This window comes from Pseudomonas sp. CH235, from assembly GCF_004368175.1.
Classification (GTDB): Bacteria; Pseudomonadota; Gammaproteobacteria; order Pseudomonadales; family Pseudomonadaceae; genus Aquipseudomonas; species Aquipseudomonas paraglycinae.
In genome coordinates, this window is sequence record NZ_RRZJ01000009.1 from 163,415 (window position 1) to 184,886 (window position 21,472).

The 21,472-nt window shown below is 61.8% G+C and carries 18 protein-coding genes; 11 read left to right on the forward strand and 7 right to left on the reverse strand.

Going from position 1 to position 21,472, the window contains the following annotated elements; all coding sequences use genetic code 11:
• Positions 1-2 precede the first annotated feature (2 nt).
• Entirely contained in the window at positions 3-1,556 is a 1,554-nt protein-coding gene (gene garD / locus EIY71_RS12540) for a galactarate dehydratase (RefSeq protein ID WP_134021862.1), read from the forward strand.
• Positions 1,557-1,735: 179 nt separating this feature from the next.
• Complete coding sequence (locus tag EIY71_RS12545; protein ID WP_007953620.1) at positions 1,736-2,677, forward strand: AEC family transporter; 942 nt, start codon at positions 1,736-1,738, stop codon at positions 2,675-2,677.
• Positions 2,678-2,686: 9 nt separating this feature from the next.
• Here EIY71_RS12545 and EIY71_RS12550 read toward each other — a convergent pair whose 3' ends face one another.
• The 6 genes from EIY71_RS12550 to gatC all read right to left on the reverse strand — a co-directional run bounded on the left by EIY71_RS12550 (position 2,687) and on the right by gatC (position 7,903).
• Entirely contained in the window at positions 2,687-3,067 is a 381-nt protein-coding gene (locus EIY71_RS12550) for a carboxymuconolactone decarboxylase family protein (RefSeq protein WP_011332452.1), read from the reverse strand.
• Entirely contained in the window at positions 3,064-4,125 is a 1,062-nt protein-coding gene (locus tag EIY71_RS12555; RefSeq protein ID WP_134021864.1) for a calcium/sodium antiporter, read from the reverse strand. The genes EIY71_RS12550 and EIY71_RS12555 overlap by 4 nt, the downstream gene beginning before the upstream one ends.
• A 46-nt stretch (positions 4,126-4,171) precedes the next feature.
• On the reverse strand, positions 4,172-4,546 hold the full coding sequence (locus EIY71_RS12560) for a septal ring lytic transglycosylase RlpA family protein (protein ID WP_039769262.1): 375 nt from the start codon (positions 4,544-4,546) through the stop codon (positions 4,172-4,174).
• 145 nt (positions 4,547-4,691) lie between these two features.
• The gene (gene gatB, locus EIY71_RS12565) at positions 4,692-6,137 is read right to left on the reverse strand and encodes an Asp-tRNA(Asn)/Glu-tRNA(Gln) amidotransferase subunit GatB (protein WP_039769265.1); all 1,446 of its coding nucleotides are present in this window, start codon (positions 6,135-6,137) and stop codon (positions 4,692-4,694) included.
• A gap of 10 nt (positions 6,138-6,147) precedes the next feature.
• On the reverse strand, positions 6,148-7,599 hold the full coding sequence (gene gatA / locus EIY71_RS12570) for an Asp-tRNA(Asn)/Glu-tRNA(Gln) amidotransferase subunit GatA (RefSeq protein ID WP_134021866.1): 1,452 nt from the start codon (positions 7,597-7,599) through the stop codon (positions 6,148-6,150).
• Between the two features lie 16 nt (positions 7,600-7,615).
• A complete protein-coding gene (gene gatC, locus EIY71_RS12575) occupies positions 7,616-7,903 on the reverse strand; it encodes an Asp-tRNA(Asn)/Glu-tRNA(Gln) amidotransferase subunit GatC (RefSeq protein WP_085698446.1) in 288 nt (95 codons plus the stop codon).
• A gap of 211 nt (positions 7,904-8,114) precedes the next feature.
• Between gatC and mreB the strand changes: the two genes are divergently transcribed.
• From mreB to tldD, 8 genes are all read left to right on the forward strand, one after another.
• Entirely contained in the window at positions 8,115-9,152 is a 1,038-nt protein-coding gene (gene mreB, locus EIY71_RS12580; RefSeq protein WP_002555108.1) for a rod shape-determining protein MreB, read from the forward strand.
• Positions 9,153-9,292: 140 nt separating this feature from the next.
• On the forward strand, positions 9,293-10,417 hold the full coding sequence (gene mreC / locus EIY71_RS12585; protein WP_085746918.1) for a rod shape-determining protein MreC: 1,125 nt from the start codon (positions 9,293-9,295) through the stop codon (positions 10,415-10,417).
• Positions 10,417-10,908, forward strand: coding sequence for a rod shape-determining protein MreD (gene mreD / locus EIY71_RS12590; RefSeq protein WP_064593386.1), 492 nt, complete (start codon positions 10,417-10,419; stop codon positions 10,906-10,908). The genes mreC and mreD overlap by 1 nt, the downstream gene beginning before the upstream one ends.
• A 63-nt stretch (positions 10,909-10,971) precedes the next feature.
• Positions 10,972-11,568: a nucleoside triphosphate pyrophosphatase gene (locus tag EIY71_RS12595; RefSeq protein ID WP_134021868.1), complete on the forward strand. Its 597-nt coding sequence runs from the start codon at positions 10,972-10,974 to the stop codon at positions 11,566-11,568.
• Between the two features lie 57 nt (positions 11,569-11,625).
• Positions 11,626-13,083, forward strand: a complete 1,458-nt coding sequence (gene rng, locus EIY71_RS12600; RefSeq protein WP_007953605.1) for a ribonuclease G — start codon at positions 11,626-11,628, stop codon at positions 13,081-13,083.
• A gap of 75 nt (positions 13,084-13,158) precedes the next feature.
• A complete protein-coding gene (locus EIY71_RS12605; RefSeq protein WP_134021870.1) occupies positions 13,159-16,962 on the forward strand; it encodes a YhdP family protein in 3,804 nt (1,267 codons plus the stop codon).
• A gap of 58 nt (positions 16,963-17,020) precedes the next feature.
• Complete coding sequence (locus tag EIY71_RS12610) at positions 17,021-17,881, forward strand: carbon-nitrogen hydrolase family protein (RefSeq protein ID WP_085746921.1); 861 nt, start codon at positions 17,021-17,023, stop codon at positions 17,879-17,881.
• Between the two features lie 5 nt (positions 17,882-17,886).
• On the forward strand, positions 17,887-19,329 hold the full coding sequence (gene tldD, locus EIY71_RS12615) for a metalloprotease TldD (protein ID WP_085711794.1): 1,443 nt from the start codon (positions 17,887-17,889) through the stop codon (positions 19,327-19,329).
• 51 nt (positions 19,330-19,380) lie between these two features.
• On the opposite strand, the gene yjgA is transcribed toward tldD, so the two are convergent.
• On the reverse strand, positions 19,381-19,905 hold the full coding sequence (yjgA, locus tag EIY71_RS12620; RefSeq protein ID WP_007953598.1) for a ribosome biogenesis factor YjgA: 525 nt from the start codon (positions 19,903-19,905) through the stop codon (positions 19,381-19,383).
• A gap of 108 nt (positions 19,906-20,013) precedes the next feature.
• Here yjgA and pmbA point away from each other — a divergent pair, with 108 nt between their 5' ends.
• Positions 20,014-21,360 (forward strand): metalloprotease PmbA, encoded by a 1,347-nt coding sequence (gene pmbA / locus EIY71_RS12625; protein WP_085746923.1) that lies wholly within the window; start codon positions 20,014-20,016, stop codon positions 21,358-21,360.
• Positions 21,361-21,472 lie beyond the last annotated feature (112 nt).

Below are 21,472 nucleotides of genomic sequence, written 5' to 3' on the forward strand. Positions count from 1 at the left end.
TCATGCAGTTGATTGAACATTCCGACTCGCCGCGCTACATCCGCCTGCACGAGCGGGACAACGTAGTGGTAGTGGTCAACGACCAGGGCGTGCCGGCCGGCACCGCATTTGCCGATGGCCTGGTGACGGTGGATTTCGTGCCGCAGAGTCACAAGGTCAGCCTCGTGGATATCCCCGAGGGCGGCACGGTGATTCGCTACGGCCAGATCATCGGCTACGCGTTGCAGCCGATTCCCCGTGGCAGTTGGGTCAGGGAAGATCAACTGCGCATGCCGACCGCGCCGCCGCTGGACAGCCTGCCGCTGTCCACCGAAGTGCCGGACGCCCAGGCGCCCCTGGAAGGCTTCACGTTCGAGGGATATCGCAACGCCGACGGCACTGTCGGCACGCGCAACATCCTCGGGATCACCACCACCGTGCAATGCGTCACCGGGGTGCTCGATCACGCGGTGAAGCGGATCAAGGACGAACTGTTGCCCAAGTATCCGCATGTCGATGACGTGGTGGCACTGACTCACAGTTACGGTTGCGGCGTGGCCATCACGGCCACCGACGCCTACATCCCGATCCGCACCGTGCGCAATCTGGCGCGCAACCCGAACCTCGGTGGCGAGGCGCTGGTAATCGGTCTGGGCTGCGAGAAATTGCAGGCGGGGCAGGTGATGCACGAGGACGATGCGTCGGTGGATCTGAGCGAGCCGTGGCTGTATCGCTTGCAGGATTCCAGTCACGGTTTCACCGAGATGATCGAGCAGATCATGGAACTGGCCGAAGTCCGCCTGAAGAAACTCAACCAGCGTCGCCGCGAAACCGTCCCGGCGTCCGAGCTGATCCTCGGCATGCAGTGCGGCGGCAGCGATGCGTTTTCCGGGATCACCGCCAACCCGGCGCTCGGTTATGCCTCGGACTTGCTGCTGCGGGCGGGGGCGACGGTGATGTTTTCCGAAGTCACCGAAGTGCGTGATGCGATTTACCTGCTGACCTCACGGGCCCAGACCAAAACCGTTGCCGAGGAACTGGTGCGCGAGATGGACTGGTACGACCGTTACCTGGCCAAGGGCGAAGCGGATCGCAGCGCCAACACCACGCCGGGCAACAAGAAGGGCGGGCTGTCGAACATTGTCGAGAAGTCCTTGGGCTCGATCGTGAAGTCCGGCAGCAGTGCGATCAGCGGCGTGCTCGGCCCTGGGGAACGTTTCAGGCAGAAGGGGTTGATTTTCTGTGCAACGCCGGCGAGTGATTTTGTCTGCGGTACGTTGCAACTGGCGGCGGGGATGAATCTGCATGTGTTCACTACCGGTCGTGGCACGCCTTATGGGTTGGCGATGGCGCCGGTGGTGAAGGTCTCGACCCGTACGGAGCTGGCTCAGCGTTGGCCGGATCTGATCGATATCGATGCCGGGCGGATTGCTACCGGTCGCGCATCCATCGAGGAGTTGGGCTGGGAGTTGTTCCACTACTACCTGGATGTGGCGAGCGGCAAGCAGCAGACGTGGGCGGAGAAGCACAAGCTGCATAACGACATTACGTTGTTCAATCCGGCGCCTATCACCTGAGACCACCCCGTTGATCGTTCCCACGCTCCGCGTGGGAATGCAGCCGGGGACGCTCCGCGTCCCAACAGCGTGACGCGGAGCGTCACAGGAGACGTTACCACGCAGAGCGTGGGAACGATCAGGGTGAAAGTGGCTTATCATTAGCCCCCTAACGACGCTCACCTCCAAGGCTCCCCGGCATGCTGGCAATCTTCCTCGAAACCCTGAACATCACCGCGCCGGTGTTTGCCATGCTGTTTCTCGGTGTGCTGCTCAAGCGCATCGACTGGATCAACGACAACTTCATCCACACAGCCTCGTCGCTGGTGTTCAACGTCACCATGCCGGCGCTGCTGTTTCTCGGCATCCTGCACGCCGACCTGCACGCGGCACTGCAACCGGCGCTGCTGATCTATTTCGCCCTCGCCACGCTGGTCAGTTTTGCCGTGGCCTGGGGCTGGGCGATTTTCCGTTGTCCGCGTGAAGATCGCGGCATCTACACCCAAGGTGCGTTTCGCGGCAACAACGGGGTGATCGGCCTGGCGCTGGCGGCGAGCATGTACGGCGACTACGGGATTTCTCTCGGGGCGATTCTCGCAGCGCTGGTGATCCTGTTCTACAACACCCTGTCGACCATCGTGCTCGCGGTCTACAGCCCGGTGATCAAGTCCGATCCGTGGAGCATCTGCAAAAGCGTGGTCAGCAATCCGCTGATCATCAGCGTGATCGCGGCGGCGCCGTTCGCTTATTTCAAGATCGGTCTGCCGGGGTGGCTGGAAACCTCCGGTCAGTACCTGGCACAGACCACGCTGCCGCTGGCACTGATCTGCATTGGCGGCACGCTGTCGCTGGCGGCGCTGCGCAAGAGCGGCAACATGGCGCTCAGTTCGAGTCTGGTGAAGATGGTCGGCCTGCCGGTGATCGCCACGCTGGGTGCATGGCTGTGGGGTTTTCGCGGGGCGGAGCTGGGGATTCTGTTTCTGTACTTCGGCAGCCCGACTGCCGCTGCCAGTTTTGTCATGGCCCGTGCGGCGCAGGGCAATCATGAACTGGCGGCGGCGATCATTGTGCTGACCACGCTGATGGCGGCGATCACCACCAACATCGGGATCTTCTTCTTGCAGTGGGGCGGGTGGATCTGAGGCCGGCGGTTACTCGGGCTTCTGGTAACTGTCGATCACTTCCTGCGCCGCGCGGAACGCATCGATCGCCGCCGGCACGCCGGCATACACCGCGCAATGCAGCAGCGCTTCACGGATCTCATCGACCGTGCAGCCATTGTTCAACGCGCCGCGCACGTGACCCTTCAATTCCTGCGGGCACTTCAATGCGGTCAGCGCGGCAAGGGTGATCAGGCTGCGGGTTTTCAGCGGCAAACCTTCGCGATTCCACACGCCGCCCCAGGCGTGTTCGTTGACGAAATCCTGCAGCGGTTGGGTGAACTCGGTGGCGTTGCCCAACGCGCGGTCGACAAACGCGTCGCCCATTACCTGACGGCGGACTTCAACCCCGGATTTCTTCGATTCGGTCATGGCACATCCCTCTTGTGGTGTTGGCGGCGCCAGGCGCGCACGGACGTGAAAAACAGAAACGTCAGCAGCGTCGGCAGCACATAAAACAGCATCAATCGCTCGAGCTTGCCGGCCAGTGGCATGCCGGTGGTGAACGACACCACGTGCAGCCCGTACGCCAGATACAAACCCAGGAGCAGGAGACCTTCGGCGCGGGTCACGCGGTAGCCGGAATAGAACACCGGCAGGCACAGCAACGCGACGCCGAGCATTACCGGCAGGTCGAAATCCAGCGCATTGGGCGAGACCGACAGCGGTGTCGGTGCGATCAAAGCGGTGAGGCCCAGCACCCCAAGCAGGTTGAACAGGTTGGCACCGATCACGTTGCCCACGGCGATGTCCCGCTGACCGCGCAGCGCGGCGATCAGCGAGGTGGCGAGTTCCGGCAGCGAAGTGCCGACCGCGACCACGGTCAGACCAATCACCCGTTCGGAGAACCCCAGGTCAGTGGCGACGACCACGGCCGCCCCCAGCAGCAAGTGTCCGGCGAACACCAGCATGCCCAGGCCGCCGACAATCATCAGCAGGCTGGTGAACCACGGGGCCTGCGGATCGTGGGGTTGATCGGAATGCGGGCGGGTCGAGTGCCGCGACTGGCGCAGCAGTAATCCAAGATAAAGCGCCAGGGCGCCGAGCAACAGAATGCCGTCGAAGCGCCCGAGTTCTTCATTCCACGCCAGCACGAATACCAGCAGGCTGGCGCCGATCATCAACGGGATGTCGAGGCGTACCAGTTGCCGCGACACCCGCAGCGGAATGATCAGCGCCGACAGGCCGAGGGTGACAAGAATGTTGAAAATGCTGCTGCCGATCACGCTGCTGACCGCGATGTCCGGCGTGTGCGCCTGCACGGCTTGCAGGCTGACGGCCATTTGCGGAGCGCTGCTGCCGAGGGCGACGATGGTCAGGCCGATGATCAGCGGTCGGACATGCAGACGCGCGGCCAGGCGCACGGCGGCGCGCACCATCAGCTCGGCGCCGGCGATCAGCAGGAACAGCCCGCTGAGCAATTCGATCACACTGATCAGGGGTAAGTCGGTCAGTCCGAAAATAGTGGACGCTCCATCAGTCGTCGAGGGCCTGGACCCGAACGCGGGCGGTTCCACTGCGCAGCATACCGAGCTGTTCGGCCGCCGCACGTGAAACATCGATCAGGCGACCACGGGTGTGCGGGCCGCGGTCGTTGATGCGGACCACGACGGATTCATCGTTTTTCAGGTTGGTGACCTTCACCCGGGTGCCGAACGGCAACTGGCGGTGGGCGGCTGTCAAAGAATTCTGGTTGAACGCTTCGCCGCTGGCGGTGCGTTTACCGTGGTGCTTGGCACCGTAATAGGAGGCGACGCCGGTCTGGTCGTAACCGTGCGGGTCGATGGTGTCGGTGCTGGCGCAACCGGCCAGCAAGGAGAGCAGGGCGCAGGCGCCGAGCAGACGTTTCATTCATAAGCTCCCAAGTGATCGTTCCCACGCTCCGGCGTGGGAATGCACCCCGTGACGCTCTGCGTCACACCGCAATGGACGCGGAGCGTCCGAGGCGGCATTCCCACGCAGAGCGTGGGAACGATCCTCAGGCGCGGGGCCATCGTCAGCCTTCGAGCTTGCTTTTCAGCAGTTCGTTCACTTGCTGCGGGTTGGCCTTGCCCTTGGAGGCTTTCATGGCCTGACCGACGAAGAAGCCGAACATCTTGCCGCGCTTGGCTTCGTCTGCCGCGCGGTATTGCTCGACCTGCTCGGCGTTGGCCGCGAGCATTTCGTCCAGCACCGCCGAGATCGCGCCGGTGTCGGTAACCTGCTTCAGGCCGCGCTTTTCGATGATCTCGTCTGCGCTGCCTTCGCCGTTGGCCATCGCTTCGAACACCACCTTGGCGATCTTGCCGGAGATGGTGTTGTCCTTGATGCGCTGCAGCATGCCGCCCAGTTGCTCGGCGGAAACTGGCGAATCCTCGATGTCCAGGTTCTGCTTGTTGAGCAGGCTGCCCAACTCGACCATCACCCAGTTCGCCGCCAGTTTGGCGTCGCCGCCGATGCTCGCGACTTTCTCGAAGTAGTCCGCCTGCTCACGGCTGGTGGCCAACACGTTGGCGTCGTAGGCCGACAGACCGAAGGCACTCTGGAAGCGCTCGCGTTTCTGCGGTGGCAGCTCCGGCAGGGTGGCGCGCACGTCGTTGAGGAACGAATCCTCGATGACCACCGGCAGCAGGTCCGGATCGGGGAAGTAACGGTAGTCGTTGGCTTCCTCTTTGCTGCGCATCGGACGGGTTTCGTCCTTGTTCGGATCGTACAGACGGGTCTGCTGGATCACTTTGCCGCCGTCTTCGATCAGGTCGATCTGACGCTGGATCTCGGAGTTGATCGCCTTCTCGATGAAGCGGAACGAGTTGACGTTCTTGATTTCGCAGCGGGTGCCGAACTCGACCTGGCCTTTCGGACGTACCGACACGTTGCAGTCGCAACGCAGCGAGCCCTCGGCCATGTTGCCGTCGCAGATGCCCAGGTAACGTACCAGCGCGTGGATCGCCTTGACGTAGGCCACCGCTTCCTTGGCGCTACGCATGTCCGGCTCGGACACGATTTCCAGCAGCGGCGTGCCGGCACGGTTCAGGTCAATGCCGGTGGCACCGCTGAATTCTTCGTGCAGGCTCTTGCCGGCGTCTTCTTCCAGGTGCGCACGGGTGATACCGACGCGTTTGACCGTGCCGTCTTCCAGGGCGATGTCCAGGTGGCCCTTGCCGACGATTGGCAATTCCATCTGGCTGATCTGGTAGCCCTTCGGCAGGTCCGGGTAGAAGTAGTTTTTACGGGCGAACACGTTGTGCTGACCGATCTCGGCGTCAATCGCCAGACCGAACATCACCGCCATGCGCACTGCTTCCTGGTTGAGCACCGGCAGCACGCCGGGCATGCCCAGGTCGATCAAGCTGGCCTGGGTGTTCGGCTCGGAACCGAACTGGGTGGAACTACCGGAAAAGATTTTCGACCGGGTGGTGAGCTGGGTGTGAATCTCCAGACCGATCACGACTTCCCATTGCATGTGTGTCTCCTCAGAAGCCGGTTGGGGTGCGAGTGTGCCAGTCAGTGTTCAACTGATACTGGTGGGCAACGTTCAACAGGCGACCTTCCTGGAAATACGGCGCGAGCAGTTGCACGCCAACCGGCAGACCGTCGACAAAACCGGCCGGCATCGACAGACCCGGCAGGCCCGCGAGGTTGGCGGTGATGGTGTAGACGTCTTCCAGGTAGGCAGCGACCGGGTCGCTGTTCTTGGCGCCCAGTTTCCAGGCCGGGTTTGGCGTGGTCGGGCCGAGGATGACGTCGACTTCATTAAATGCGGTCATGAAGTCGTTCTTCACCAGGCGACGGATCTTCTGGGCTTTGAGGTAGTAGGCATCGTAGTAACCGGCGGACAGCGCGTAGGCACCGACCATGATCCGGCGCTGTACTTCAGGCCCGAAACCTTCGCCACGGGAGCGCTTGTACAGGTCTTCCAGGTTCTTCGGGTCTGCGCAGCGGTGGCCGAAGCGCACGCCGTCGAAACGTGACAGGTTGGAGGACGCTTCTGCCGGGGCGATCACGTAGTACGCAGGAATCGCGTGCTGCATGTTCGGCAGGCTGATTTCCTTGATTACGGCACCGAGCGTCTGCAGCTCTTTGATGCTGTTCTGGATCAGGTCGGCGATGCGCGGGTCGAGACCTGCACCGAAGTATTCCTTCGGCACACCGATGCGCAGGCCTTGCAGCGAACCGTTCAGGCCGGCGGCGTAGTCTGGCACTGGCTCATCGATGCTGGTGGAGTCGTTCGGATCGAAGCCGGCCATACCTTGCAACAAAATCGCGCAGTCTTCGGCGGTGCGAGCCAGAGGGCCGCCCTGATCGAGGCTGGAGGCGTAGGCGATCATGCCCCAGCGCGAAACGCGACCGTAGGTCGGTTTCAGGCCGGTGAGGTTGGTGAACGCGGCTGGCTGACGGATCGAACCGCCGGTGTCGGTGGCCGTTGCGGCAGGCAACAGACGAGCGGCAACCGCCGCCGCCGAACCACCGGACGAACCGCCCGGTACGTGTTCCAGGTTCCACGGGTTTTTCACCGCGCCGTACCAGCTCGACTCGTTGGCCGAACCCATGGCGAATTCGTCCATGTTGGTCTTGCCCAGGGTCACGGTGCCGGCGGCGGCCAGCTTCGACACCACGGTGGCGTCGTATGGAGCCTTGAAGTTGTCGAGCATCTTCGAGCCGCAGCTGGTGCGAATGCCCTGGGTGCAGAACAGGTCTTTATGGGCGATCGGCGCACCCAGCAGGGCGCCACTCTCACCATTGGCCCGGCGCGCGTCGGCGGCTTTCGCCTGCTCGAGGGCCAGCTCTTCGGTGAGGCTGATGAAACTGTTGAGCTGCGGATCGAGCTGGGTAATGCGCGCCAGCAGGACTTTGGTCAGCTCTTCGGAAGAAAACTTTTTATCGGCGAGACCGCGGGCGATCTCGGCCAGAGTCAATTGATGCATTGCAGGCTCTTTCCCTTTAGTCGATGACTTTCGGAACCAGGTACAGGCCGTTTTCGACCGCTGGTGCGATGGACTGATAAGCCTCGCGGTTATTGCTTTCGGTCACGACGTCGGCGCGCAGGCGCTGACTGGCTTCCAGCGGGTGGGCCAGCGGCTCGATACCGTCGGTATCGACCGCCTGCATTTCGTCGACCAGCCCGAGAATGCTGTTGAGGGCCGAAGTGATGTGTGGAAGATCGGCGTCATTAAGGCCAAGGCTGGCCAGATGAGCGATTTTTTCCACGTCGGAGCGTTCTAGCGCCATCGGGTTTCTCCAGTGGAAAACAGGACGGACGGCGTCCGTGTGTTAGATTGTCGGAACACTACCGCACTTCTACGGTCATAAGGCCGCGATTGTGGGGCTTGGTGCACAGAAAAGCGGCCAATTTAACATATTGGCGCCTTGCCCAAAATCCCTGTCGTTGTTAGAGTTTGCCGCACTTTTTTACCCACGCGTTGCCTAGGGTCCCTTTCCCATGTTCAAGAAACTGCGTGGCATGTTTTCCAGCGATCTTTCCATTGACCTGGGCACTGCCAACACCCTTATTTACGTGCGCGAGCGCGGTATCGTCCTGAATGAGCCATCGGTTGTGGCCATTCGGACACACGGTAACCAGAAAAGTGTCGTCGCTGTCGGCACCGAGGCCAAGCGCATGCTCGGCCGTACGCCGGGCAACATTGCTGCCATTCGTCCGATGAAGGACGGCGTGATCGCCGACTTCAGCGTCTGCGAAAAGATGCTGCAATACTTTATCAACAAGGTTCACGAAAACAGCTTTCTGCAGCCCAGCCCTCGTGTGCTGATCTGCGTTCCATGCAAGTCCACCCAGGTTGAGCGTCGTGCCATCCGTGAATCGGCCCTTGGCGCCGGTGCCCGTGAAGTGTTCCTGATCGAAGAGCCGATGGCCGCTGCGATCGGTGCCGGTCTGCCGGTTGAAGAAGCACGCGGTTCGATGGTCGTGGATATCGGTGGTGGTACTACCGAAATCGCGCTGATCTCCCTGAACGGTGTGGTCTATGCCGAATCCGTACGCGTTGGCGGCGACCGCTTCGACGAAGCGATCATCACCTACGTGCGCCGCAACTATGGCAGCCTGATCGGTGAATCCACCGCCGAGCGCATCAAGCAGGAAATCGGTACGGCCTACCCGGGCGGCGAAGTTCGCGAAGTCGACGTTCGCGGTCGCAACCTGGCCGAAGGCGTTCCACGCGCATTCACCCTGAACTCCAATGAAGTGCTGGAAGCTCTGCAAGAGTCCCTGGCAACCATCGTTCAGGCCGTGAAAAGCGCCCTGGAGCAATCACCGCCGGAACTGGCTTCCGACATCGCCGAGCGTGGCCTGGTGCTGACCGGTGGTGGCGCGCTGCTGCGTGACCTCGACAAGCTGCTGGCCCAGGAAACCGGTCTGCCGGTGATCGTTGCCGAAGATCCGCTGACCTGCGTCGCTCGCGGCGGTGGCCGTGCATTGGAAATGATGGACAAGCACACCATGGACCTGCTCTCCAGCGAATAATCGCCGGATGCAATACGTGGGTGAGCGCACAGGCAGCACTTTGCAGTGCTGCCTGTTGGCGTTTATCTTCTGTCAGTCTTCATCCAGGCCGGTTTGATGCCGTATGAATAAACAGAACATTTGCCTGGGAGGAGCGGCTTATTAAACCGCTTTTCGCCAAGGGCCCCTCACTGGGCGTGCGCTTGTTGGTGCTGGCCGTACTGTCGGTCGCGCTGATGGTCGTTGACGCGCGCTTCAGCCTGCTTAAACCCGTACGCAGCCAGGCCTCGCTGGTGCTGATGGACGCCTACTGGATTACCGACCTGCCCGGACGGTTGTGGGAAGGTATCGCCAGCCAGTTCGGCAGTCGCACCGAGCTCGTCGCCGAAAATGAAAAACTCAAGTCGGAAAACCTGCTGTTGCAGGGTCGCATGCAGAAGCTTGCCGCCCTTACCGAGCAGAACGTCCGTCTGCGCGAGTTGCTCAATTCCTCCGCGCTGGTCAACGAGAAGGTCGAAGTGGCCGAGCTGATCGGCATGGATCCCAACCCTTTCACCCATCGCATCATCATCAACAAAGGTGAGCGTGATGGCGTGGTGCTCGGTCAGCCGGTGCTCGATGCTCGCGGTCTGATGGGGCAGGTGGTCGAACTGATGCCGTACACCTCCCGTGTGCTGCTGCTGACCGACTCGACCCACAGCATTCCTGTGCAGGTAAACCGAAACGGTCTGCGGGCGATTGCCAGCGGCACCGGTAACCCCGAGCGTCTGGAACTGCGCCACGTGGCGGACACTGCTGACGTCAAGGAAGGCGATCTGCTGGTCAGCTCCGGCCTGGGTCAGCGTTTCCCGGCCGGTTATCCGGTGGCGACGGTCAAGGAAGTGATTCACGATTCCGGCCAGCCATTCGCCATTGTTCGCGCCGTGCCGACCGCCGCACTGAACCGCAGCCGTTACCTGTTGCTGGTGTTCAGTGACAACCGCACCGCGGAAGAGCGTGCCAACGATGCTGCGCAGGCTCAGGAAAACCTTGATGCCTTCGGTGGCGGTCCGGTGATTCCGTCTACGGTGCCGAAGATCGTCACCCCGCCTGCCGCAGCTGCGACTCCTGCCACGGCGGCGTCGCCGGCTGCGCCTGCTGCCAGCACTACACCGGCCAAACCCGCTGCAAGCAAACCGCCTGCAGCCACACCAGCGGCCAGCAAACCACCGGCGAATCAGCCGGCGGCTCGACCAGCGGTCAAACCGCCTGTCACTGCGCCGGCGACCACCGGGAGGCAAGAATAATGGTCGGGGCTACCGCATCGCGTAACGGCTGGATTGTCTGGCTGACATTTATTGTCGGCATTCTGCTCAGCGTATCGCCACTGCCCATTTTCATGGAAATCCTGCGCCCGCTTTGGCTGGCCTTGCTCCTGACTTTCTGGGCTTTGTATTTGCCGCACACCGTCGGCATGGTCACAGCTTTCTGCCTGGGATTGGCCGAAGACGTGCTGCAGGGCGATCTGCTCGGTCAGAATGCCTTGATCCTGACTTTGATCACGTTCCTGGTGCTGTCATTGCAGCAGCGCCTGCGAATGTTCCCGATGTGGCAGCAGAGCTTGGTGATCCTGGTGATCTTCGGCCTCGCCCAGCTCGTACAACTCTGGCTCAGTGCCTTGACCGGCAACCGTCAGCCGACCCTCGCGCTGGTCCTGCCGGCACTGGTCAGTGCCTTGCTCTGGCCTTGGGTCAGCTTCGCTTTGCGTGGATTGCGCCGGCGCTACAAAATCAACTGATTCGGTCAGGCATGGGCCCCCACTGGTGCCATGAGGCAGGGCACTCAACAGGGAGATGTTTGGATGAAGCCGCTTTACCTCGCCTCAGGATCGCCGCGTCGGCGTGAGTTGCTCACGCAGATCGGCATCCCGTTTACCGCCATCAGCGCGGATATCGATGAAACCCCTCTCGCCAATGAATCCCCATCGGCCTACGTCGAGCGCCTGGCGCGCGGCAAGGCCGAGGCCGGACGGCGCACCGTCGTCTGCGACGTAGCGTTTTGCGTACTGGGCGCCGACACCGCCGTGGTGCTGGACGGCAAAATTCTTGGCAAACCGGTGGACGAAGCCGACGCATGCGCCATGCTGATGATGTTGTCCGGCAAGGAGCATGAAGTGCTGACGGCGATTGCCGTGCTCGACGGCGAGCGCTGCGAGTCGCGGGTGGTGCGCAGTCTGGTGCGGTTCCGGTCGATCAGCCGCGAAGAAGCTGCCGCCTACTGGGCCAGCGGCGAACCCCGGGACAAGGCGGGTGGCTACGGCATTCAGGGGCTCGGCGCGGTGTTCGTTGCCAGCCTCAATGGCAGTTACTCGGCGGTCGTCGGCTTGCCGGTGTGCGAAAGCGCAGAACTGCTCGGCCATTTCGGCATACCCTGTTGGCAAACCCTGAACGCGCAATGAGCGTCGAACGGACAAGATGCGGCCTTTATCGTGAACATGCCTGAACGAGACCCTGCCATGAGTGAAGAGATTCTGATCAACATCACGCCGATGGAATCGCGCGTGGCGGTGGTCGAAAACGGTGTGCTGCAAGAAGTGCACGTCGAGCGTACGCAAAAACGCGGGATCGTCGGCAACATCTATAAAGGCAAGGTGGTGCGGGTCCTGCCGGGCATGCAGGCGGCCTTCGTCGACATCGGCCTGGATCGCGCAGCCTTCATTCATGCCTCGGAAATTTCCCTGCGCGAAGGTCCTGCGGTGGAAAGCATCAGTGCGCTTGTACACGAAGGCCAGAGCCTGGTGGTGCAAGTCACCAAGGACCCGATCGGTTCCAAAGGTGCGCGGCTGACCACGCAACTGTCGATCCCGTCGCGCTATCTGGTGTACATGCCGCGCACCGCCCACGTCGGCATTTCCCTGAAGATCGAAGACGAAGCCGAGCGCGAACGCCTCAAGCAGGTGGTCAGCGATTGCGTGGCCAAAGAAGGCATCAAGGAGGCCGGCGGCTTCATTTTGCGTACCGCCGCCGAAGGTGCCGGGGCCGATGAGATCCTCATGGACATCCGCTACCTGCGCCGCCTGTGGGATCAGATCAACGAACAGATCAAGACCATCGGCGCACCGAGCGTGATTTACGAGGACTTAGGCCTGGCGCTGCGCACCCTGCGCGATCTGGTCAGCCCGAAGATCGAGAAGATCCGCATCGACTCCCGGGAAACCTTCCAGAAAACCACGCAGTTCGTCGCCGAACTGATGCCGGAAATCGCCGATCGTCTGGAACACTACCCAGGTGAACGACCGATTTTCGATCTGTATGGCGTCGAAGACGAAATCCAGAAAGCCCTGGAACGCAAGGTTCCGCTGAAGTCTGGCGGCTACCTGGTGATCGATCCGGCGGAAGCCATGACCACCATCGATGTGAACACCGGGGCGTTCGTCGGTCATCGCAACCTTGAAGAAACCATCTTCAAGACAAACCTCGAAGCCGCGACCGCGATTGCCCGGCAGATGCGCCTGCGCAACCTGGGCGGGATCATCATCATCGACTTCATCGACATGGAAGACGAAGAGCACCAGCGTCAGGTGCTGCGCACCCTGGAAAAACAACTGGAGCGCGATCACGCCAAGACCAACATCATCGGCATTACCGAGTTGGGCCTGGTGCAGATGACGCGCAAGCGCACCCGCGAAAGCCTCGAGCAAGTGCTGTGCGAACCGTGCAGCAGCTGTCAGGGCCGGGGCAAGCTGAAGACCCCGGAAACCATTTGCTACGAGATTTTCCGCGAGATCCTGCGTGAAGCCCGGGCCTATCAGGCCGAGGGTTATCGGGTGCTGGCGAACCAGAAAGTCGTGGATCGCCTGCTCGATGAAGAGTCCGGTAACGTGGCCGAACTTGAAGGTTTCATCGGGCGCACCATACGTTTCCAGGTAGAAACCATGTATTCCCAGGAACAATATGACGTGGTGCTGCTCTGAACCCCTGCATCACCCTTTTCCTGAAACGGCTGGCCTCAGCTTTTTGCAGTATTTTTGCCATGGGAGCCAACTGACATGGAACGTCTGACACGCATTTTGGCCGCACTGACCCGCTGGGGTCTGGGCCTGTGCGCGTTGGTTCTGGTATTGATGGCGTTGTACGTCAGTCTTGGCCGGGAACTCACGCCACTGGTGGCCGAATACCGCACCGATATCGAAGACAAGGCCAGCGCCGCCCTGGGTCTGCCGCTGCAGATCGGCGAGCTGGAAGGCAACTGGAGCGGATTTGCACCGATCCTGCTGGCCCACGATGTGATGGTCGGCAGCGGCGCCAATGCCCTGCGCCTGGATCGGGTGCGTGCAGTGCCTGATCTGTGGGCCAGCCTGATGGCCCGCGAAGTGCGCATCGCCCATCTTGAACTCAGCGGTTTGAAGATCAGCCTCAAGGAAGGCGAGGACGGAAAGTGGGCGCTGGAAGGCTTGCCGGTGCAGCAGGATCAGCCCATGGATCCCGAGCAACTGTTCAACCGCATGCAAATGATTCAGCAACTGTCGGTGCTCGACAGCCAGGTGACCTTGCAGCCGCGGGAGCAGGCACCGCTGACCTTCACGTATGTCGGCCTCAATCTCAAGACCGGCACCAGCCGCCAGCGCCTCGATGCACGATTGACCTTGCCTGACGGCCAGCCCGTGGCGCTTAGCCTGCGCACGCGGATTCGTCCGAGTCAGTGGCAGAGCAGCGAAGTGGAAGGTTATGTCAGCCTGCCGCAGAGTGACTGGTCGAAATGGCTGCCCGAGCGCCTGACCCAGCAATGGAATTTCTCCGAGATCAAGGCCGGCGGCGAGCTGTGGGTCAACTGGCGCGAGGGGGCGTTGCAGAGTGCTGCGATCCGCCTCAATGCGCCGCAACTGACCGGTGCCTACGCCGAACGCAAGCCGATCCAGATCAACAATCTGGCGCTCAACGGCTATTTCCAGCGCGGTCCCGAGGGGGCCACTGTCACGTTTGATTCGCTGGCGATGAATTTCGGCGAAACCCGTTGGGAATCGCATGTGCAGATCAAACAGACTGCCGCCACCGACAAGAACGAAGAGCTCTGGCATCTGCAGGCCGACCGGCTCGACCTGACCCCGATCACTCCTTTGCTCAATGCCCTCGGCCCGTTGCCCCAAGGCTTCGCCACCGTGGTCGAGCGCCTGAAAGTCACCGGCGGGCTGCGTAACGTGCTGCTGGATTTCCGGCCGAACGCCACCGACGACAGCAAATTCGGCTTTGCCGCCAACCTTGATCAAGTCGGCTTCGACGCCTACCACGGCGCGCCCGCGGCACGGAATGTCAGCGGCAGCCTTACCGGCAATCTCGGCGGCGGCGAGCTGCGCATGGACAGCAAGGACTTCGTCCTGCACCTTGATCCGATCTTCGCCAAGCCATGGCAATACATTCAGGCCAACGCCCGGTTGACCTGGAAGCTCGATAAAGAAGGTTTCACTCTGATCGCACCGTACCTGAAGGTGCTCGGCGAGGAAGGCAAGATTGCCGGCGACTTCCTGATCCGCCTGCATTTCGATCACAGCCAGGAAGACTACATGGACCTGCGGGTCGGCCTGGTGGATGGCGACGGTCGCTACACCGCCAAGTACCTGCCGGAAGTCCTGAGCCCGGCCCTCGACGAGTGGCTGCGCACGGCGATTCTCAAGGGCGCGGTGGATCAGGGCTTCTTCCAGTATCAGGGTTCGCTGAACAAGAACGCCGGGGAAGCGGATCGCAGCATCAGCCTGTTCTTCAAGGTGCACGACGCCGAGCTGGCGTTCCAGCCGGGCTGGCCGCACGTGAGCAAGGTCAGCGGTGACGTGTTCATCGAAGACAGCGGTGTGCGGATTCTCGCCAGCAAGGGCCAATTGCTCGACACCCAGGTCAGCGATGTCTTCGTCAATATTCCCCATGTGCCGAGCGGCGAGCACAGCCATATGTTCCTCGACGGCACCTTCGCGGGTGGGTTGGGCGATGGCCTGAAGATTCTTCAGGAAGCACCGATCGGCACCGCCGATACCTTCGCCGGCTGGGAAGGCGCGGGTGATCTGCAGGGCAAGCTCAAACTCGATGTGCCGTTGGCCAAGGGCGATCAGCCGAAAATCCTCGTCGACTTCAAAACCGCCAATGCGCGATTGAACCTGGCGGAGCCGAAGCTCGAACTGAGCCAGCTCAAGGGTGATTTCCGCTTCGACAGCGCCAAGGGCCTGAGCGGGCAGAACATCAGTGCCCGGGCCTTCGACAAACCGGTCACTGCGCAGATCTTCGCCGACGGCGGCCCCGGCAAACTCAAGACCCGGGTGGCGGCGTCGGGGCAGGTCGAGGTCAAGAAACTCACCGACTGGCTGGGCGTGACTCAACCGTTGCCGGTGTCCGGGACTATCCCTTATCAACTGCAATTGAATCTGGACGGTGCCGACAGCCAGTTGATGGTCAGTTCAAGCCTGAAGGGCGTGGCAGTGGATCTGCCGGCGCCGTTCGGCATGGCGGCCGATGTCGGGCGTGACACTGTGTTCCGCATGACGTTACAGGGGCAGGAGCGGCGTTACTGGGTCAACTACGATCAACTGGCCAACCTCACCTTCGCCGCGCCACCAGGCAATTTCGCCGATGGCCGTGGCGAGTTGTTCCTTGGCGCCGGCGAAGCGGTGTTGCCGGGTAACAAAGGCTTGCGGATACGCGGCGTGTTGTCCGAGCTGGATGTCAAACCCTGGCAGGATCTGCTGGACAAGTACGCCGGCCAGGATCCAGGCGGCAACGCCAAGCAGTTGCTCAGCAGCGCGGACTTCAAGATCGGCAAGCTTACGGCTTTCGGCACCACGCTGGATCAGGCGGCAGTGCAGGTTAATCGCAAGCCTGGAGTCTGGGCTTTGGCCCTCGACAGTCAGCAGGCCAAAGGCACGGCCGGCATTCCCGACGCCAAGGGCGCGCCGATTGCGGTGAACCTGCAATACGTGCGGTTGCCGGCACCGGACCCTACGGTGCAGGCCGACGAGAATGCGCCGGACCCGCTGGCCTCGGTCGATCCGAGCAAGATTCCGGCGCTGGATATCACCATCAATCAATTGTTCCAGGGCCAGGATCTGGTCGGCGGCTGGTCGCTCAAGGTTCGGCCGACCGCCAAGGGCATCGCCCTGAACAACCTCGATCTGGGCCTCAAGGGCATTCTTTTGCAGGGCAGCGGCGGCTGGGAAGGCACGCCCGGTGCCACGACCAGTTGGTACAAGGGGCGGATCGGCGGCAAGAACCTCGCCGATGTCCTCAAGGGATGGGGTTTTGCGCCGAGTGTGACCAGCGAAGAATTCCACATGGATGTCGATGGCCGCTGGCCGGGCTCGCCGGCGTGGCTGGCGACCAAGCGCTTCTCCGGTACCCTCGATGCGTCCCTCAACAAAGGCCAGTTTGTTGAAGTGGAGGGCGGCGCTCAGGCCTTGCGCGTGTTCGGACTGCTCAACTTCAACTCGATTGGCCGGCGTTTGCGCCTCGACTTCTCCGACCTCTTCGGCAAGGGCCTCAGCTATGACCGGGTCAAGGGATTGCTGGAGGCGACCAACGGCGTTTATGTGACGAAAGAACCGATCAAGTTGACCGGTCCTTCGAGCAACCTGGAACTGGACGGCACGCTGGATCTGGTGGGCGACAAGGTGGATGCCAAATTGCTGGTGACTTTGCCGGTGACCAACAACCTGCCGATTGCCGCGCTGATTGTCGGCGCGCCAGCGGTCGGCGGCGCATTGTTTCTGATCGACAAGCTGATCGGCGATCGCGTGGCGCGGTTCGCCAGCGTCAAATACACCGTCAAAGGCCCATGGAAAGAGCCGAAAATCACCTTCGACAAGCCTTTTTGAACAGCCAGCCCCTGAACCGATGGAGTAGCATGGCCGCATACCTCTTGCGGAGTGCGCCATGTCTTTAGCGGTGATTCAAATGGTCAGCCAGAGCGATGTGCTGGCCAATCTGCGCGATGCCCGACGTTTGCTCGAACAGGCGGCCAACGCCGGTGCGAAGCTGGCCGTGCTGCCGGAAAACTTCGCCGCCATGGGCCGTCGCGACATCGCCGACATCGGCCGCGCCGAAGCGCTTGGTGAAGGCCCGATCCTGCCTTGGTTGAAACAGACCGCCCGCGACCTCAGGTTATGGATTGTGGCCGGCACGTTGCCGTTGCCGCCTGTGGGACAGCCCGAGGCGAAGTCCCGTGCCTGCTCGTTGCTGGTGAACGATCAGGGCGAAATCGTTGCTCGCTATGACAAGTTGCATCTGTTTGATGTCGATGTGGCGGACAATCGCGGCCGTTACCGCGAATCCGATGACTATGCTTATGGCAGTGGCGTGGTGGTTGCGGACACGCCGGTCGGCCGAATCGGCCTGACGGTGTGCTACGACCTGCGCTTCCCGGAGCTGTACAGCGAATTGCGCGCAGCCGGGGCCGAACTGATTACCGCACCGTCGGCCTTCACCGCGGTGACGGGGGCGGCCCACTGGGATGTACTGATCCGCGCGCGAGCCATTGAAACCCAGTGTTACGTGCTGGCGGCAGCCCAGGGCGGGACGCATCCGGGGCCGCGGGAAACCTTTGGCCACGGGGCGATTGTCGATCCGTGGGGCCGCGTGCTGGCACAGCAAGAGCAAGGCGAAGCCGTGTTGCTGGCCGAACGCGACAGCAATGAACAAGCGTCCATCCGGGCGCGAATGCCGGTGACCGGTCATCGGCGGTTTTTTTCGCAGGGCGCACAGCGACCTGCTTCAGAACACGAATTTAAGGCGTAAAACCTATGAGCGAGTTGTTGTCCTCAGTCAGTGATCACCTGTTGGCGCCCGGCGGCGTGACGATCGAGAGCCTGCAAGGCGTACTCGGTGATCTGGCGGGTCCAGGCATCGATGCGGCCGACCTGTATTTCCAGGGGCAGATATCCGAGTCCTGGTCGCTGGAAGACGGCATCGTCAAGGAAGGCAGTTTCAACCTCGACCAGGGTGTTGGCGTGCGGGCGCAGTCGGGTGAGAAAACCGGTTTCGCCTACAGCAATGCGATCACCCTCGAAGCTCTCGGCGCAGCGGCCCGTGCGGCCCGTTCGATTTCCCGCGCCGGGCAGAACGGCACGGTGCAGGCGTTCAGCACCCAGGACGTCGCCCAGTTGTATGCGCCGGACAACCCGCTGGAAGTCCTGAGCCGCGCTGAAAAAGTCGAATTGCTAAAGCGCATCGACGTAGCGACCCGCGCCCTCGATCCGCGTATCCAGCAGGTCAGCGTAAGCATGGCCGGAGTCTGGGAACGTATTCTGGTGGCCTCGACCGACGGCGGCCTGGCTGCCGATGTGCGTCCGCTGGTGCGCTTCAACGTCAGCGTGATCGTCGAGCAGAACGGCCGTCGCGAGCGTGGCGGTCATGGCGGCGGCGGGCGTACCGACTACCGTTATTTCCTCGCCGAAGACCGCGCCATGGGTTATGCCCGTGAAGCGTTGCGTCAGGCGTTGGTGAATCTGGAAGCGATTCCGGCACCGGCCGGCACCTTGCCGGTGGTTCTGGGTTCGGGCTGGTCCGGCGTGCTGCTGCACGAAGCGGTCGGTCACGGTCTGGAGGGCGATTTCAACCGCAAGGGCAGTTCGGCCTACAGCGGGCGCATGGGCGAGATGGTTGCATCAAAACTTTGCACCATCGTCGATGACGGCACGTTGGCCGGTCGTCGCGGTTCCCTGAGCGTCGACGACGAAGGTACGCCGACCGAGTGCACCACGCTGATCGAAAACGGCGTACTCAAGGGTTATATGCAGGACAAGCTCAATGCGCGGCTGATGGGCGTGGCCCGCACCGGCAACGGTCGCCGTGAATCCTATGCGCACCTGCCGATGCCACGGATGACCAACACCTACATGCTTGGCGGCCAGAGCGATCCGGCGGAAATCATCGCGTCGGTGAAGAAGGGCATCTACTGCGCCAACCTCGGCGGCGGTCAGGTCGACATCACCAGCGGCAAGTTCGTGTTCTCTACCAGTGAGGCGTATCTGATCGAGGACGGCAAGATCACTGCGCCGGTCAAAGGCGCAACGTTGATCGGCAACGGTCCGGAAGCGATGAGCCGGGTGTCGATGGTCGGTAACGATCTGGCGCTGGACAGCGGTGTGGGGACTTGCGGCAAGGATGGGCAGTCGGTGCCGGTGGGTGTCGGTCAGCCGACCCTGAAAATCGATGCGATCACCGTGGGTGGCACGGGCGCGTAAGAAGGGATGGAGCTTCGGGTGGCGCGCGGTGCGGCCACCCGGTGGCGAATATCAACGCAGGCCGCGTTGAGTCTCGTCCAGCTCACGGATGTATTTGAAGATCTTGCGGCTCGAGGCAGGAGGTTTGTTTTGCGCAACCTCGTGCTGGGCCTGACGGATCAGGGAACGCAGTTGCTGGCGGTCGGCGTCCGGGTAATCGACGACGAATTTCTCCAGCACGGCATCGTCACCGGCGATCAGGCGGTCACGCCAGCGTTCGAGGTTGTGGAAACGCTCGTTGTACTGACGGGTAGAGGCATCGAGTTGATCGAGCAAGGTGAGAATCGCGTCAGTGTCCTGATCGCGCATCAGTTTGCCGATGAACTGCAAGTGCCGTTTACGCGCGATGTTCGCGGTGTGCTTGGGCGCATCGGCCAGGGCCCGGCGCAGGGCGTCGGTCAATGGCAGTTTTGCCTGCAAGTCGGGCTTGAGCGTTGTAAGGCGCTCGCCAAGGTCAACCAGAGCATGCAGCTCGCGTTTGACCTGGGATTTGCTTTTTTCTCCCGTATCGAGGGAGTCGTCGTAAGAATCAACCATGGTGGCAGTCCGCAAAGAAACGCCGCCATGATAACCAGTCGGGGGCCGCTTGTCCGGCCCGGTCGCTCGAAGGCCCCAGCCGAAAGCAGAATTTGAGTGGAGATGAGCATGAGTGCAGTTGAAAGCGTCGGCCCACAGGCATTGCCGGCACTGCAGGAACAGGTCGAGCAGATCATCGCCGAAGCCAAGCGTCAGGGGGCCAGTGCCTGTGAAGTAGCGGTATCGCTGGAGCAGGGCCTGTCGACGTCGGTTCGTCAACGTGAAGTCGAAACGGTCGAGTTCAACCGCGATCAGGGTTTTGGCATCACGCTGTACGTCGGCCAGCGCAAGGGCTCGGCCAGTACGTCCGCCACCGGGCCGGATGCGATTCGCGAAACCGTCGCTGCGGCGCTGGCGATTGCCAAGCACACTTCCGAAGACGAGGCCTCGGGGTTGGCCGATGCCGCGCTGATGGCCCGGGATGTCCAGGATTTCGACCTGTTCCACCAATGGGACATCACCCCGGAGCAGGCCATCGAGAAGGCGCTGCTCTGCGAAGCCGCCGCGTTCGATGCCGATGCGCGCATCAAGAATGCTGATGGCACCACGTTGAGCACCCATCAGGGCTGCCGCGTGTACGGCAACAGCCACGGTTTTATCGGCGGTTACGCTTCGACCCGACACAGTCTGAGCTGCGTGATGATCGCCGAGGCCGATGGCCAGATGCAGCGCGATTACTGGTATGACGTGAACCGTCAGGGCAGCTTGCTGGCGGATCCGGTGAGCATTGGCCAGCGCGCGGCACAGCGCGCAGCGAGCCGTCTGGGTGCGCGTCCGGTGCCGACCTGCGAAGTGCCGGTTTTGTTTTCGGCGGAACTGGCGGGTGGGTTGTTCGGCAGCTTCCTGTCGGCGATTTCCGGCGGCAGTCTGTACCGCAAATCGTCTTTCCTCGAAGGCACCCTGGGGCAGAAGCTGTTCCCGGAATGGCTGACCATCGACGAGCGTCCGCACCTGATGCGCGCCATGGGCAGTGCTTCCTACGATGGTGACGGCCTGGCGACCTATGCCAAACCGTTCGTCGAGAAAGGCGAGTTGGTCTCGTACATCCTTGGCACCTATTCCGGTCGCAAACTGGGCATGCCGAGCACCGCCAACGCGGGCGGCGTGCACAACCTGTTCGTCACCCATGGCGATGAAGACCAGGCTGCCTTGCTGCGGCGCATGGGGCGTGGACTGCTGGTCACCGAACTGATGGGCCATGGCCTGAACATGGTGACTGGTGATTACTCGCGCGGTGCGGCGGGTTTCTGGGTCGAGAACGGTGAAATCCAGTTCGCGGTGCAGGAAGTGACCATCGCCGGCAACATGCGTGACATGTTCAAGCAGATCGTCGCGGTGGGTAACGATCTGGAACTGCGCAGCAACATTCGCACTGGTTCGGTGTTGATCGAGAAGATGACTGTCGCGGGCAGCTAAGCCCCAGGCAGGTACAAAAAAAGGCGTGTCATCCGATTGGGTGGCGCGCCTTTTTTGTGTCCGCAAACTTTTCGGGTTGATCAGGGCAGCAAAAAAGCCACTCTTGTTTTGG